At 57.1% G+C, this 14032-nt stretch carries 14 protein-coding genes; 7 read left to right on the forward strand and 7 right to left on the reverse strand.

Annotation, left to right across the window (positions count from 1 at the left end; genetic code table 11):
* The first annotated feature begins 29 nt into the window (after positions 1-29).
* On the forward strand, positions 30-2186 hold the full coding sequence (locus BV390_RS10565; RefSeq protein ID WP_085396899.1) for a putative bifunctional diguanylate cyclase/phosphodiesterase: 2157 nt from the start codon (positions 30-32) through the stop codon (positions 2184-2186).
* 4 nt (positions 2187-2190) lie between these two features.
* On the opposite strand, the gene BV390_RS10570 is transcribed toward BV390_RS10565, so the two are convergent.
* Together BV390_RS10570 and BV390_RS10575 are read right to left on the reverse strand one after the other, a co-directional pair.
* On the reverse strand, positions 2191-3003 hold the full coding sequence (locus tag BV390_RS10570) for a trypsin-like serine peptidase (RefSeq protein WP_032687493.1): 813 nt from the start codon (positions 3001-3003) through the stop codon (positions 2191-2193).
* Between the two features lie 661 nt (positions 3004-3664).
* Positions 3665-4582, reverse strand: coding sequence for a LysR substrate-binding domain-containing protein (locus BV390_RS10575; RefSeq protein WP_032699728.1), 918 nt, complete (start codon positions 4580-4582; stop codon positions 3665-3667).
* Between the two features lie 118 nt (positions 4583-4700).
* On the opposite strand from BV390_RS10575, the gene BV390_RS10580 reads away from it, so the two are divergent.
* The gene (locus tag BV390_RS10580) at positions 4701-5309 is read left to right on the forward strand and encodes a LysE family translocator (protein ID WP_032696092.1); all 609 of its coding nucleotides are present in this window, start codon (positions 4701-4703) and stop codon (positions 5307-5309) included.
* Positions 5310-5342: 33 nt separating this feature from the next.
* Positions 5343-5501, forward strand: a complete 159-nt coding sequence (locus BV390_RS31135; RefSeq protein ID WP_155417118.1) for a hypothetical protein — start codon at positions 5343-5345, stop codon at positions 5499-5501.
* Here the strand turns inward: BV390_RS31135 and ydgU are convergent.
* The 3 genes from ydgU to BV390_RS10590 all read right to left on the reverse strand — a co-directional run bounded on the left by ydgU (position 5495) and on the right by BV390_RS10590 (position 7794).
* Positions 5495-5578 (reverse strand): small membrane protein YdgU, encoded by an 84-nt coding sequence (gene ydgU, locus BV390_RS32090; RefSeq protein ID WP_099130682.1) that lies wholly within the window; start codon positions 5576-5578, stop codon positions 5495-5497. The two genes, BV390_RS31135 and ydgU, sit on opposite strands and share 7 nt — an antisense overlap.
* A gap of 69 nt (positions 5579-5647) precedes the next feature.
* Positions 5648-6124 (reverse strand): acid resistance repetitive basic protein Asr, encoded by a 477-nt coding sequence (asr, locus tag BV390_RS10585; protein ID WP_071887178.1) that lies wholly within the window; start codon positions 6122-6124, stop codon positions 5648-5650.
* 182 nt (positions 6125-6306) lie between these two features.
* Entirely contained in the window at positions 6307-7794 is a 1488-nt protein-coding gene (locus tag BV390_RS10590; RefSeq protein ID WP_085396900.1) for a carboxypeptidase M32, read from the reverse strand.
* Positions 7795-8061: 267 nt separating this feature from the next.
* Here BV390_RS10590 and BV390_RS31470 point away from each other — a divergent pair, with 267 nt between their 5' ends.
* Entirely contained in the window at positions 8062-8154 is a 93-nt protein-coding gene (locus BV390_RS31470; RefSeq protein WP_004862449.1) for a KPN_01571 family protein, read from the forward strand.
* Between the two features lie 34 nt (positions 8155-8188).
* On the opposite strand, the gene BV390_RS10595 is transcribed toward BV390_RS31470, so the two are convergent.
* On the reverse strand, positions 8189-9439 hold the full coding sequence (locus BV390_RS10595) for an MFS transporter (protein WP_032687512.1): 1251 nt from the start codon (positions 9437-9439) through the stop codon (positions 8189-8191).
* A 117-nt stretch (positions 9440-9556) separates the two neighbouring features.
* On the opposite strand from BV390_RS10595, the gene BV390_RS10600 reads away from it, so the two are divergent.
* The 3 genes from BV390_RS10600 (at position 9557) to bioD (ending at position 12627) form a co-directional block, all read left to right on the forward strand.
* Positions 9557-10459 carry a LysR family transcriptional regulator gene (locus tag BV390_RS10600; protein WP_004862447.1) on the forward strand — a complete coding sequence of 301 codons (903 nt, stop codon included), beginning with the start codon at positions 9557-9559 and terminating at the stop codon, positions 10457-10459.
* Between the two features lie 124 nt (positions 10460-10583).
* Positions 10584-11804, forward strand: a complete 1221-nt coding sequence (mlc, locus tag BV390_RS10605) for a sugar metabolism global transcriptional regulator Mlc (RefSeq protein ID WP_032687686.1) — start codon at positions 10584-10586, stop codon at positions 11802-11804.
* Positions 11805-11931: 127 nt separating this feature from the next.
* Positions 11932-12627 (forward strand): dethiobiotin synthase, encoded by a 696-nt coding sequence (gene bioD / locus BV390_RS10610; protein ID WP_032687514.1) that lies wholly within the window; start codon positions 11932-11934, stop codon positions 12625-12627.
* Here the strand turns inward: bioD and clcB are convergent.
* Complete coding sequence (clcB, locus tag BV390_RS10615; RefSeq protein WP_032696095.1) at positions 12580-13875, reverse strand: voltage-gated ClC-type chloride channel ClcB; 1296 nt, start codon at positions 13873-13875, stop codon at positions 12580-12582. The genes bioD and clcB overlap by 48 nt on opposite strands.
* Positions 13876-14032: the final 157 nt, after the last annotated feature.

Raw genomic sequence — 14032 nt, forward strand, 5'->3', positions numbered from 1 at the left:
TTTACCTTCAGCCGTGATGAGGACAAAGCATGGTTAATTTGCCTGGCTGGCGCAATCTTCCCTCGGCCAAAACGCTTTCGGTCATGATCTTCCTTGCCGGTATCGGCCTCATTGTTTCTGTTATTTCTTTAATCTATCTTTCCCAGCATTTGATTAGCATTAAAACCAATGAAATCGACAGGCATCGCTCCGTTCTTTCCGTGGATGGCGCGGTGCAAACATCGGTGAACCGCGTCCTGTCGCTGGTACTGGATAACTCGATTTGGGACGACGCGGTTAAACAAACCTACGCCCCCATGCTGAATGCCGGCTGGCTATATGACTCCTGGGGTTCGGGCTTCAAAATCAACAATCTTTACGACGGTACCTTCGTGCTCGATCAGCATTATCGCGTGCTGTGGGGATCGTTTCGCAGCCAGGCCTTTAACGAAACCGACACGCGCTTTTTTGGCAGCGGCTTGCAATCACTCATCGCCCGGCATGCTGAAGCGTTGCGCAGCGGCAAAGGCGCCTACGCCGGTATTACCCGCACCCGTGAAGGCATTGCCTTTATTGGTATCGGACTGATTCGCCCGACGCTGGGGCGCTTACAGGTGCATGATGATACGCGTCGCTACCTGGTGGTCACCCGGCATATCAATGCCGGGATGCTGCAAAAACTGGGGGATACTTTTCAGATTAGCGGTCTGCATGAGACGCAGGGGAGCGGTGAGTACAGTATTCCGCTGCGTACCAATGCCGGGGAGATCATAGGCTATCTCAGCTGGCAGCCGCGTCTGCCAGGCGCGGAGGCGGCGGAGGCGGCGTCGAGCAGTATCCGACTTATCGCCCTGATGGCCGCCAGCCTGATCCTGCTGTTTATTCTCTTCAGCTGCCTCGGGCTGTACAAACTGTCCTGTGGAGAGACGCTGGCGCGCAAAATCGCGCTAACCGACTGGCTCAGCCAGTTGCCCAACCGCCGGGCGCTGATCGGGCGGTTGAATCAGGAGTGCGATAAGTCGCAGCATGAGACCCAGTGCGTGGTGTTTATTGATCTCGACGGGTTTAAGGATGTCAACGATAACTACGGGCATGATGTCGGCGACGCGCTAATTGCCCATATTGCTCGGGAGCTGCAGGAGCGGGTGCCGGGCGACGGCCTGCTGGCCCGCATGGGCGGCGATGAATTTGCCATGACCATCAGCGGGGAGCAGGCGGTGGATCACGCATCGGCCTTTGCGTGGGCGGTGCTGGAGATGCTGAAATCGCCGGTGAAGCTCAATGAGCGGAAAATTTACATCAGCGCCAGCATCGGCATTGCCAGCGGCACTCCCGCATCCTGTTCGAGCACCGAGCTGTTTCGCCGGGCCGATATTGCGATGTATCACTCGAAAAAATCAGGGAAAGGGCGCACCTCCTGGTATGACGAGACCCTCAACGATACCCGGCAATATCAGCTGAATATCGAAAACGGCATTCGCCAGGGGCTGGAAAACGATGAATTTGATGTCTGGTACCAGCCGATTGTTAACGCCGATACCCTGGTGATGGAGGGCGTCGAAGCGCTGCTGCGTTGGCCCCGCCGACCGGAAGGTCCGCTGTCGCCGGATGTCTTTATCGGCATCGCGGAAAGCAGCGGTCTGATCTATGCGCTGGGACAGTTTGCGCTCTATCGGGCCTGTTGCGATCTCCAGGCCATCGGGGAATTGATGCTGTCGGTGAATATCTCGCCCGCACAGTTTCGCGACCCGGAGTTTGAAACGCGCGTCGTCCAGGTGCTCGCCCGCTGCCATTTTCCGGCCCGCCGTTTGCAAATCGAGGTGACCGAGAGCTATGTGATGGAAAATCCAGCCCGCGCCCTTGCGGCCATTGAAAACTTGAAGGCGCTGGGAGCCGCGGTGGCGCTGGATGATTTCGGCATTGGCTATTCCAGCATCGGCTATCTGCGCAGTTTTCGCTTTGACACGCTTAAAATTGATAAATCGCTGGCCGGGCTGGTGGATGTGGATGCCCAGGCTGCGGAACTGGTTCGCGGGACCGTGCGTATCGCCGGAGCGCTGGGAATGACGGTGGTGGCCGAAGGGGTTGAGAATCAGCAGCAGCTGGCGCTGCTGCGGCGCGCGGGATGCGATCGATTGCAGGGTTTTTACTTCAGCGAACCGATGCCGATTACGTCATTGCTACAGCTGCGCCAGCAGCAGGGCTGATGGTTTACTCGCTGGCCAGCGCCTCCAGCTTGTCACGAAAACCGGTCACCGAAATCGCCCGGTTATCCGCCCGCCAGCGATCTTTCGCACCGGGCGCTGAGCTCTGTACGGCAATGACCTGCCAGCCGGTATCGGTTTTCAACAGCAGCGGCGAACCGCTGTCGCCGGGGAGCGTATCGCACTGATGGGACAGCACCGTGGTCTGCGCCCAGCCGGTCACAATGCAGTCCTGATGGCTGTACAAATTATCCAGATGGTCTTCCGGGTAGCCGGACTGGGTGACTTTTCTCTCCGACACCTTCAGCGCGGCGGTGAGAGCGGCCTTATCGCCGCTGAACAGCGGGATCGGCGTGATTCCGCCCGGCGCGTAGCGTAAAACGATTAAGCCAAAGTCCCAGGGGGCGGCGGCCGAGGGGACAATCCAGCCGTCGCCATCGGCTTTGAGCCGTTTGCCCAGCGACGGGTCGACGCGACCTTCAATGCCGTGAATCTCATACACCCAGCCGCCCTTGCGCGAAATAAAGCGCAGCGCAACGGGTTTATCCGGCTTGCCTTTTGGCGGCGTCAGCAGACAGTGACCGGCGGTCAGCGCCAGATTCGGCGAAATGAGGGTAGCGGTACACAGATTGCCGCTGGCCGTTTCTAATTGGCCAATGGCATCCCAGGGTTCCTCCGCCGGATTGTTGACCGGTTTGCGATCGTCATGACCGAAAAAAAGCGTCTTGATATCTTTCGCACTCATGCTGTCATCATCAGCGTGAGCAAACGGGGACAACAAACAAAATGAACACAGCAATAACAGTACGTCTCTACGCATATCACTCTCTGGGGAGAAATTATGTTTCTACATTGCATCCTTTCGCACGCTTCACGCGGTGAAGCCGCCGGGATGATTTTGTGTATATTGACAGTAGCAGGAGATTTAAGTTTATGAAAGTTAAGAGTAATTTTAATCAAAGCCAACGGCGGACAAAATTACCTCAAAACGGCTCTTTTATGCGGAAGAATGAAGATAACTCAACCGGTTAGCGCGCATCTCTCCATAGCGTTATTTCCGCAGAAAGCGCTAGCGGAAGCAACATAAATCGGGTTACGGAAAGTACCAAATCAGACGAAAATTAAGCGACAGGGCCGCGCCGAGGGGGCGGGAGTTTATTTCGTGGACAGCGACGATGAACAATAAAAAGTAAACATCGCCTCTGCGAAAAATGCACTTCTTTACATCATTCTCAGTTGTTTTCAATGTGAAACATTTTCTCACCGCAAATATTGTTATTCCTCTCTGCCGTTGAACAAACAGAGATGTTATCCCGGCGATGATATCAGCTAATTCTTATCTCCGGTTTCGGGAGGATGTATGTCTAAAAAAGGTATTCGTGCGTTAGTTTATGTTTCTCTCGCGTCGGTTTTCATCTGGGGCGCGGCGGGATATCTGGTGGTACAGGCTGTTCATGTCATGTAAACCGTCAGGGCCGCTGTCACTTTGGCGCCTGGCCCAGGCGGGTTATTCCGTCAGGGAACGGCGCCGGGATATGCTCGAGTAGAAATTGATACAGCAGGGCGACAGGCTGTGGATTAAGCGTCTTTTTTGGCCACACCAGGTAATAGCCCTCGCCGGTTGCAACGGCCTGCGGGAACGGCAGCGCCAGCAGGCCGCTGCGAATGGCTTCCAGACTCAAAAAGAGATCGCCCACCGAGACTCCGTGGCCGCTCATGGCGGCCATCGTGCCTTGTTCCAGACTATCAAAGACGATTCCCCGGTGTATTTCGGTCGGCGATAACGCTCCGGCATGCTGTAGCCAACGTCGCCAGTCCCGGCGATCGGTCGTCGGATGAATCAGCGGGCAGGCGGATAACCCCTGGCGAGCGGCCTCGACCATGGCCGGGGCGCAGATCGGAACCAGCCATTCGGCAAACAACAGCCGGTGACAGGTCTCTTCGCCGAAATGACCATCGCCGAGCAGAATCGCGCAATCATAAGGCTCACGGCTGAAGTCTACGCTGTCTCTGTCCATCCACACGCTGCTCATCTCTATTACCGGTCGCGGATGGTGTTGGCGAAAGCGCTGCAACACATCCAGCAGCCAGCGCATGGTTAATGTCGATGGCGATTTCAGCCGCAGTTTGCCCGCCTGATGCCGCAAGGTCTGGCAGGCGCTGTCGATGGCGGCAAAGTTTTCCGCCAGCGCGCTGGCGAGCTGCCTCCCGGCATCGGTGAGCTCCACTTTTGGCCCCTGACGGGTAAACAACCGGCAGTCAAACCAGGCCTCGAGCGTACTGATATGACGGCTGATCGCCCCGGGGGTAACGTGCAGCGCGGCGGCGGCTTTGCTAAAGGAGCCAAGGCGGGCGGCGGTTTCAAAAGCGCGGAGGGCATACAGCGGCGGCATCGACATAGCGGTCAGCTTTTTATGTTGAGTTAAACTCACATTCAAACTCACCATTTGTCGTTTTTCAATCCTGAAATCTAAATAGAAAATGCGCTGACCTAAAAAAAGAGAGTGAGTCAGTATCATGAACTATGCATTGATGGCGGGATACAGCATGACGGTGCTGGCGCTGATTGCTACGCCGGGCCCGGTAGTGCTCCTGGTGACCGGCTGCGCCGCCAGAGACGGGACTTCATCAGCACTGCGTACGATGATGGGCAGCAATCTCGCGTCGCTGGTGCTGATGGCCGTTGCGGCGGCAATGTTGACCGGCGCCGTGGCGATCCATCCCGATATTCTGCTGCTGTTGGCGGCGCTGGGGTCCCTCTATATTACGTGGCTGGCCCTGAGTATGCTGCGTGCGCCGCATATGGCGCCTGGCGCGGCGACCGCGCGAGGCGGCGTGTGGTCCGGATTTGTGACCGCCCTGAGTAATCCCAAGGACATTCTGTTCTTTGCCGCGTTTTTCCCGCAGTTTATCCACATTACCAGCGATGTCGGCCTGAGCCTTGGTCTGTTGAGCATCATCTGGGTGGCTATCGATCTTGGGGTGCTGTCGTGCTACATCCTCGCCATTCGACGCTGGCTGGCCCCGGCGCATACCCATCGCTTAACGACAATTGCCGCCTGTTTTTTGCTGATCCTTGGGGTGTATGGCGTGGGGATTCATGGCTGGCTGCTGGCGGTTCGTTAGTGCTTTCCCGCAACAGGAGGGGCAGCGGTCTGAGTGAGTGGCCTTGTGATCAAAACCAGCGCCTTGATGTGGTATTCAGCGCTCAATCCAGGCGGTACGGCAAGGGAGAGCAAGGTGGACGGCAAAAGCGTGGTGAGACGTCGGGCCGGAGAGTCGCCGCGCAGCGTGATGACGCGCCGTCTTATTCAGTAGAGGAAAAAGCGGGTCGCAATCAGCGCGCAGAGAATTAACAGGATCAGGATGAGCTCAAAACGATAGCGCCGCAGCATAAGTGCCCTCCAGAAAAAAACGGCGCTGAAACAGCGCCGGTTTATGATTAACCTGACTTCGCGGAAGAATTAAGCAGCCGGTTGTGCAGCCGGTTTAGCGGCCTGATGTTTAGTGGTTTTGTGGTGTTTTTTTGCTGCCTGAGCTTTCTGCGCTACCGGTTTAGCCGCGGCTTTGTGGTGCTTTTTCGCTGCCTGGGCTTTCTGAGCAACGGGTTTGGTTGCCGCTTTGTGGTGTTTTTTCGCGGCCTGGGCTTTCTGCTCAGCGGCTGGTTTGGCAGCGGCTTTGTGGTGTTTTTTCGCGGCCTGAGCTTTCTGTTCAGCGGCTGGTTTGGCGGCGGCTTTGTGGTGTTTTTTCGCAGCCTGGGCTTTCTGTTCAGCGGCTGGTTTGGCAGCGGCTTTGTGGTGTTTTTTATGATGGGTGGTCTTGGCAGTGGTGCTGTGAGTTGCAGCAGCCGGAGCCTGAGTGGTGCTTACTGCATCAGCAGCGAAAGCAGCAGAAGACAGACCCATAGCAGCGGCAACGACCAGAGCTAATACTTTTTTCATTCTGATATCCTCGAAATTGTTTTTTCAATGAACCCCACTGCGGGGCCGTTGAAAGAACTATATGCCTGTCTTTTCTGGCTTTCCGTGAGTGTTTGGTATCGGCGTGTAACGATATGTACAACCGAAACGGAGACGAGGATATTTCGCTGAGCGCCGGGAGTGCCCCGGCGCGACGGAGGGCTTTACAGGTAGCGCGCGGTAAGATGCTGGCGGAAATAGTCGCTGTTCAGATCTTCCCCGGTGGCGTTGATGATCAGCTGTGAGGTGCTAAACCGGCTGCCGTGCTGCCAGATATTCTGCTGTAGCCAGGCAAACAGCGTCGAGAAATCACCGTTGGCAATGTTGGTCTCCAGCTGTGGCAACGCGCGCTTCGCGGCGGCCATCAGCTGTGCGGCGTACATGGCGCCGAGGGTATAAGAAGGGAAGTAACCAAACCCGCCATCGGTCCAGTGAATGTCCTGCATACAGCCATTACGATAATTGCCGGTGGTAGAGAGTCCCAGCCAGCTGCGCATTTTCTCATCCCACAGCGCGGGAATATCCTCCACCTCGATGTCACCATCGATCAGCGCTCGTTCAATCTCATAGCGCAGGATAACATGCGCCGGATAGCTGACCTCGTCAGCATCCACGCGGATATAACCCGGCTTAACGCGCTGGTTCCAGGCAATGAAATTCTCAGTGCTGAAGGCTTGCTGTTCGCCAAAACGCTGACGCACGGCCGGCAGCAGGCGTTTCAGGAAAGCATCGCTGCGTCCGAGCTGCATTTCGAAGAACAGGCTTTGCGATTCGTGAATCGCCGTTGAGCGGGCCAGCGCCACCGGTTGATCGAGCCATTTTCGCGGCAGGTTCTGTTCATAGCGCGCATGACCGGTTTCATGAATCACCCCGAACAGGGCGCTGAGCAGGTCCTCTTCGTTATAGCGGGTGGTGATGCGCACATCCTGCGGCACGCCGCCGCAGAACGGATGGGCGCTGATATCCAGACGCCCGCCATCAAAATCAAAGCCCAGAATCCGCATCGCTTCCAGTCCCAGCTCACGCTGCCCGGCGATCGGGAATGGCCCCTGCGGCGCAACGGGCGGGTTCAGGGACTGCTTTTCGACGACGCTGGCGAGCAGGGTCGGCAGCCAGGATTTGAGATCGGCAAACAACACGTCAAGCCGCGCGCTGGTCATATCCGGTTCGAAAATATCCAGCAGGGCATCATAGCGAGAGCCGCCTTTCGCCCCGGCGCGAATCGCCGCTTCTTCACGGCTCAGTTTCACCACCGCGCGCAGGTTTTCGGCAAAACCGTCCCAGTCGTTCGCCGGACGCTGGCTGCGCCAGGCGTGTTCGCAGCGGCTGCCCGCCAGTGATTTGGCCTCAACCAGACTTTCCGGCAGCAGCGCCGCCTGTTCGTACTGGCGGGTCATTTCGCGCAGATTAGCTTGTTCAACGTCATTCAGGTTTTCCTGGCGTGCGTTGCGCAACGCTTCAGCCACGCTCTTATCCGTCAGAATTTGATGTTGCAGCACGTCCAGTTCTGCCAGCGCCTCTCCTCGCGCGGCGCTGCCGCCCGGCGGCATCATGGCGAACATATCCCAGCCGGCGATAGCGCCGAGATGCGAGAAGCGAGAAAGACGCTGGAAAGTGCGGGTAAGCTGCTGATAGTTTTTGTTGTCAGTCATGTTTTGTTTGGCCTGTGGCGAGTGAACGAAAGGCGTTGCCCGTTGGCCTCTACACTATCCTGATCCGCGCTAATCTTCCACACGAGACGCAAGGCGCGCCGTGCCGCGGGCCCGACGCGCGAGCGGGGCATGACGGACGATAGCGCCAGTTTTCACCCGGCCGGAGGCAGGATCGCAATATTGTCACATTGATGTGGCCAGAATAGCGGATTCTTTTTGAGCAGCAGCTAAACTTATTGAAGCACAGGCCGCAGTTCGGGAGTCATTATGAATCCGTTCACTATGCTGTTTATTGCACTGCTGTCTATCGATGCCGTCAGAGAGTTATTGGGTGCGTCGTCGGTACTGGGCATGTGGTGAAAGACGTGGCCAATAAAGGCCACGTAAAGAGAGATTATTGCAGACGTTTGTGCAGGCAAACGCCGGTAAGCAGTGCGGCCATTAGCATCAGCGCGATAAAACCACCCACGCCGTTCCAGCCGTAGTTATGCCAGAACACTCCACCTACTGTCCCCGCAATACTGGAACCGAGATAGTAGCTGAACAGGTACAGCGACGATGCCTGGCCGCGGGCGCGGCGCGCACGAGGACCAATCCAGCTGCTGGCTACCGAGTGAGCGGCAAAGAAACCGGCGGAGAACAGCAGCATGCCCGCAAATATCAGCCACAAAGAGGAAAACAGGGTCAGCGTCAGCCCGGCCAGCATGACGGCGGTAAAGGCAAGCATCACCGGGCCGCGGCCGTAGCGCGCGGTCATCGCTCCGGCCTTTGGGGAACTCCAGGTGCCGGTCAGATAGGCGACGGAGAGCAGGCCAACCACCGCCTGATTCAGCGACCATGGCGACATCATCAGGCGATAGCCGATGTAGTTGAAGAGGGTGACAAAAGACCCCATCAGCAGGAATCCTTCAAGGAACAGCAGCGGCAGCCCGCGATCGCGCCAGTGCAGGTGCAGGTTAATCAGCAGGGTTTTAGGGCGCAGCGAACTCGGGCGGAAGTGTCGCGATTCCGGCAGGATTCGCCAGAACATAATGGCCGAGGCGAGCGCAAAGCAGCTGATCACCGCCAGCGCCACGCGCCAGCCGAAAAAGTCGGTGAAAACCCCGGTCAGCAGACGACCGCTCATTCCGCCAATCGAGTTGCCGCTGATGTACAGCCCCATGGAAAAGGCGACGACGCTGGGGTGGATCTCCTCACTCAGATAGGTCATCCCGACCGCCGCTACGCCGCTTAACGACAGGCCAATCAGCGCCCGCATAATCAAAATACCGTGCCAGCTCGACATCATCGTAGACAGTAAAGAACAGCATGAGGCCAGCACCAGCGCGGTGACCATCACCTGTTTACGGCCGATCGCATCCGAAAGCGGGCCGGTAAACAGCAGGCCAACGGCGAGCATCGCGGTGGAAATCGACAGCGAAACGCTGCTGCTGGCGGGAGTCACGCCAAATTCGCTCGAGAGCACCGGCAGAATCGGCTGGACGCAGTAGAGCAGGGCGAAAGTGGCCAGACCGGCGGAGAAGAGGGCGAGAGTGACCCGAATAAACTGGGGGGTACCGCGCTTAATAAACTGATTTGGCTGGGATATAACATTGTCGCTGACCTCGCTTGCCGGCACGGTGTCAACGGTAGTTGTACGACTCACGGAAAAATCCTTGCTGAGAACACAGAGTTAGGAAACATCACAGATCACATTTTAAGGGTATGAAAATGTAAATATTCTGTCTAATATATTAATAATCTCAAATAAGACGTTTTAGATATGAATATCGAGCTGCGCCATCTCCGCTACTTCATTGCCGTCGCCGAAGAGCTCCATTTTGGTCGGGCTGCGGCACGGCTGAACATTTCCCAGCCACCGTTAAGCCAGCAGATTCAGATACTTGAACAGCAGATTGGCGCACGCCTCTTCGCCAGAACCAACCGCAGCGTGAGCCTGACGGCGGCGGGCCGGCAGTTTCTTGCCGATAGCCGGCACATCCTCAGCCTGGTCGACGACGCGGCGGCGCGCGCAAGCCGTCTGCATCATGGTGAAACCGGGGAGCTGCACATCGGCTTTACCTCCTCCGCGCCGTTCATCAAGGCGGTTTCCGATACGCTGTCCACCTTTCGCCGCCGTTACCCGGACGTGCATATCCAGACCCGGGAAACCAATACCCGCGAGCAGATTGTGCCGCTGAATGAAGGCGCCCTCGATCTGGGGCTGATGCGCAATACGCAGTTGCCGGAGACGCTAGTCTGGGAACGGGTGCTGCGCGAACCGCTGCTGGCAATGGTGCCGAGCGACCATCCCCTGGCGCGTCAGGAGGCGGTAAGCCTGATCGAGCTGGCTCGCGAACCGTTCGTCTTTTTTGACCCGCACGTCGGTACCGGGCTGTATGACGACATTCTGGGGCTGATGCGACGCTATGGTCAGACGCCGATGATCGCCCAGGAAGTGGGCGAGGCGATGACGATTATCGGCCTGGTGGCTTCCGGACTGGGGGTATCGATATTACCGGCGTCGTTTAAGCGGGTGCAGCTCAACGAGATGCGCTGGCTACCCATCAAAGAACAGGATGCCGTTTCGGAAATGTGGCTGGTGTGGTCGAAGCATCATGAACAGAGCCAGGCGGCGCAACGCTTTCGTGAATACCTTCTTGCCGCCGCTGCGGTGAATAATTAAGACTAAAAACAGTCAAAAATGTGCGGTAAATCACAAGGCTAAGTAAAAATTTGACGAGTGCTACCCAAGTGCTTCACCATAGCTAAAAGTTTATTTCGAAGCGCGAAAATAAAGGGAGTCAATGGTGGTAGCGGACAGTCAGCCAGGCCATATCGATCAAATAAAGCAGACCAATGCAGGAGCAGTATATCGCCTGATTGATCAGCTTGGCCCGGTGTCGCGCATCGACCTCTCCCGTTTTGCGCAACTGGCGCCGGCCAGCATTACAAAAATCGTGCGTGAAATGCTCGAAGCGCATCTGGTTCAGGAGACGGAAATCCAGGAGCCGGGGAGTCGCGGGCGTCCCGCCGTAGGGCTGATGGTTGAGACCGAGGCCTGGCACTATCTCTCCGTGCGAATCAGCCGCGGTGAAATTCACCTTGCGCTACGCGATCTCAGCAGCAAGCTGGTGGTTGAGGAGCAGCTTGAGCTGGCGCTCCAGCATGAACAGCCGTTCCTGACGCGTGTTGTTGAGCATATCGACCAGTTCTTTATCCGCCATCAAAAGAAACTGGAACGTCTGACCGCCATCGCCGTTACCATGCCGGGCATCATTGATACCGAAAACGGCGTGATTCACCGGATGCCATTTTATGAAGAGGTCAAAGATCTGCCCCTTGGCGAGGTTCTGGCGAACCACACCGGCGTCTCGGTCTATATCCAGCATGATATCAGCGCCTGGACGATGGCGGAGTCGCTGTTTGGCGCCTCCCGCGGGGCGCGGGACGTTATTCAGGTGGTGATTGATCATAACGTCGGCGCCGGGGTGATTACCGATGGTCGCCTGCTGCATGCGGGCAGCAGCAGTCTGGTCGAGATCGGTCATACCCAGGTCGATCCCTACGGCAAGCGATGCTACTGCGGTAACCACGGTTGCCTGGAGACTATCGCCAGCGTCGAAAGCGTGCTGGAGCTGGCCCAGGTGCGAATGACGAAATCAATGAGTTCGATGCTGCATCAGCAGCCGTTGAGCGTGGAGTGGCTGTGCCAGGCGGCGCTGCAGGGCGATTTGCTGGCGCGGGATATTATTAGCGGCGTGGGCCAGCACGTCGGGCGGATTCTGGCGATCATGGTCAATTTGTTCAACCCGCAAAAAATCCTCATTGGCTCGCCGTTTAGTCTGGCGGCCGATATCTTATTTCCCGCCATTTCAGATTGTATTCGGCAACAATCCCTGCCTGCCTACAGCCGGCATATTACCGTTGAAAGTACGCAGTTTTCTAACCGTGGAACGATGGCCGGCGCAGCGCTGGTGAAGGATGCCCTCTATAACGGATCTCTGCTAATTCGACTGTTACAGGGTTAACATTTTTTCATAGTCACACCAAAAATTGCGCTATCTCAAGCTGGTATCCGGCGGCTTCGCGTAGACTTTTCCCACAGTTTATTCCTTCTCTTCTGTATAAATCATCAACATAACTGTGGGGTTAATGATGTTTAAGCGTTTCTTTATAACAGGTACTGACACCTCTGTCGGGAAGACAGTGGTTTCTCGTGCGCTGTTGCAGGCACTTGCTGCCAGCGGCAAAAGCGTCGCGGGATACAAGCCTGTGGCGAAGGGCAGCAAAGAGACGCCGGACGGATTGCGTAACAAAGATGCGCTGATTTTACAAAGCGTGTCGTCGCTGGCGTTACCGTATGATGCTGTCAATCCCATAGCATTAAGCGAAGATGAGAGCAGCGTGGCGCACAGCTGCCCGATAAACTATGGGCTGCTGTCGGATGGTCTTCAGCGCCTGAGCGGGCAGGTCGATCATGTGGTGGTTGAGGGGACCGGCGGCTGGCGGAGTCTGATGAACGACCTGCGTCCGCTTTCGGAATGGGTGGTGCAGGAGCAGCTTCCGGTGGTGATGGTCGTAGGCATCCAGGAAGGCTGCATTAACCATGCTCTGCTGACCGCCCAGGCCATTGCCAACGACGGTCTGCCGATGATTGGCTGGGTGGCAAACCGAATTAACCCAGGCTTAGCGCATTACGCCGAAATCATCGAGGTGCTGAGTAAAAAGCTGCCTGGGCCGCTGATCGGCGAGCTTCCCTACCTGCCGCGCGCCGAACAGCGTGAGCTGAGCCAGTATATAGACCTAACCATGCTCGGCGACGTGATGGCGGTAGATAGAGTCCTGGCGTAACGTCCGGGAGAGCACCGATGCCAGTACGCTGGCAATCAATAAGCCGGGCAGTAACAGGTATTGCCCGGTCATTTCACAGATCATCAATGTCGACATAATCGGCGCATGCGTCGTGGCCGCCAGAAAGGTCGCCATTCCGGTCAGACCAATCATAATCGCCAGCTCTTGATCGTGATGCAGCCACAGCCCGCTGAAGCTGGCAAACAGCATGCCCATCGCCAGCCCGACGAACAGCGTAGGGGTAAACACGCCGCCCGGCGCGCCGGATCCGCTGCTGGCCAGCACCGCGAACAGTTTGCACACCAGGACCACCGCGATGGCGCTAAACAGCGGCGGTGACTGCAGATAATGCTGCACCGTGCTGTAACCATTACCCCACACCGCAGGCGTGACCAGCGACAGCAGGCCGACAATCATTCCGCCGAGCGCCAGCTGCCACGGCGGTGAGAGCTTCATGCGTAAAAAACAGCGGTGGCTGTAGCTCATCATCGCGATAAACAGCGGCCCGCAAAGCCCGGCCAGCAGTCCGGTAGCGAGCATCAGCGCATAGTGGAGTGCGGTCAGCGTCTCATGAAACTCCACCTGATACAGCGGCGATGCGCCACCGTTGATCAACTGCGTGACCAGCAGGGCGATAACCGCGGAAATGACCACCGGACCCAGTGACGCAAGCATCAGCGTGCCAAATAAAATTTCGGCAATAAACAGGCTACCCGCCAGCGGTGCGTGATAGGCGCTGGCCATCCCGGCGGCGGCCCCACAGGCGACCCACAGCTTCCATTCTGTTTTTGGCGTAAAGCGGCGGGCGAACAGCGACGCGGCCAGGGCGGCCAGCAAAATCATCGCGCCTTCGCGACCAATCGCGCTGCCGGTGGTCACCACTAACAAGGACGCCAGGGATTTAACCAGGCTGGCGGGGGTATCAAACTGACCGTCTCCGGTGTCCAGCGCTTCCATGTAGTCGGTGGGCGCATGCGGGCGCTGGCGGGTCCGACATTGCCAGAACCAGAGCAGGGCGCCGGCTGCCAGTCCGCCCGCCGCCGGCGTGAGCAGACGTCGCCAGCCGGGTAGTCCCTCGGCCGCATTAACCAGACTCCCGCTATGATCGTTGAGAAAGAGCCGTTCCAGGATCGCCATCGACGAGTGAAATAACGCAACGGCCAGCGCCGCCAGAATACCGACCAGAGTCGCAATCAGCAGGCGACGGAACATGACCTGAACAGCAGGATAATTATGCAGACGGTGCATCAGCGGTTACGGTTAGCGTGAAACATAAGCTTATTGTGATAGGAAATAAGCTTAGACGCAAAAGCTATAAATGCCGGTGACGCTGAAACAGCGAGCGGATGCGGGCGCTTAAATAAGCTGTCTTCGTGACGTTGTCACTAAAAACGCCATGTCAGTC

Origin of the sequence: Klebsiella sp. YJ (genome assembly GCF_002108615.1) — a bacterium.
Lineage (GTDB): Bacteria > Pseudomonadota > Gammaproteobacteria > Enterobacterales > Enterobacteriaceae > Klebsiella > Klebsiella planticola.

What these genes read in the sequence shown, in the direction of transcription:
- BV390_RS31470 (WP_004862449.1), top strand. Translation starts at nt 8,062, where the DNA reads ATGAATCCGTTCACTATGCTGTTTATTGCACTGCTGTCTATCGATGCC.
- BV390_RS10565 (WP_085396899.1), top strand. Translation starts at nt 30, where the DNA reads ATGGTTAATTTGCCTGGCTGGCGCAATCTTCCCTCGGCCAAAACGCTT.
- BV390_RS10590 (WP_085396900.1), bottom strand. Translation starts at nt 7,794, where the DNA reads ATGACTGACAACAAAAACTATCAGCAGCTTACCCGCACTTTCCAGCGT.
- asr (WP_071887178.1), bottom strand. Translation starts at nt 6,124, where the DNA reads ATGAAAAAAGTATTAGCTCTGGTCGTTGCCGCTGCTATGGGTCTGTCT.
- BV390_RS10580 (WP_032696092.1), top strand. Translation starts at nt 4,701, where the DNA reads ATGAACTATGCATTGATGGCGGGATACAGCATGACGGTGCTGGCGCTG.
- clcB (WP_032696095.1), bottom strand. Translation starts at nt 13,875, where the DNA reads ATGCACCGTCTGCATAATTATCCTGCTGTTCAGGTCATGTTCCGTCGC.
- ydgU (WP_099130682.1), bottom strand. Translation starts at nt 5,578, where the DNA reads ATGCTGCGGCGCTATCGTTTTGAGCTCATCCTGATCCTGTTAATTCTC.
- BV390_RS10570 (WP_032687493.1), bottom strand. Translation starts at nt 3,003, where the DNA reads ATGCGTAGAGACGTACTGTTATTGCTGTGTTCATTTTGTTTGTTGTCC.
- bioD (WP_032687514.1), top strand. Translation starts at nt 11,932, where the DNA reads ATGTTTAAGCGTTTCTTTATAACAGGTACTGACACCTCTGTCGGGAAG.
- BV390_RS10575 (WP_032699728.1), bottom strand. Translation starts at nt 4,582, where the DNA reads ATGTCGATGCCGCCGCTGTATGCCCTCCGCGCTTTTGAAACCGCCGCC.
- BV390_RS10600 (WP_004862447.1), top strand. Translation starts at nt 9,557, where the DNA reads ATGAATATCGAGCTGCGCCATCTCCGCTACTTCATTGCCGTCGCCGAA.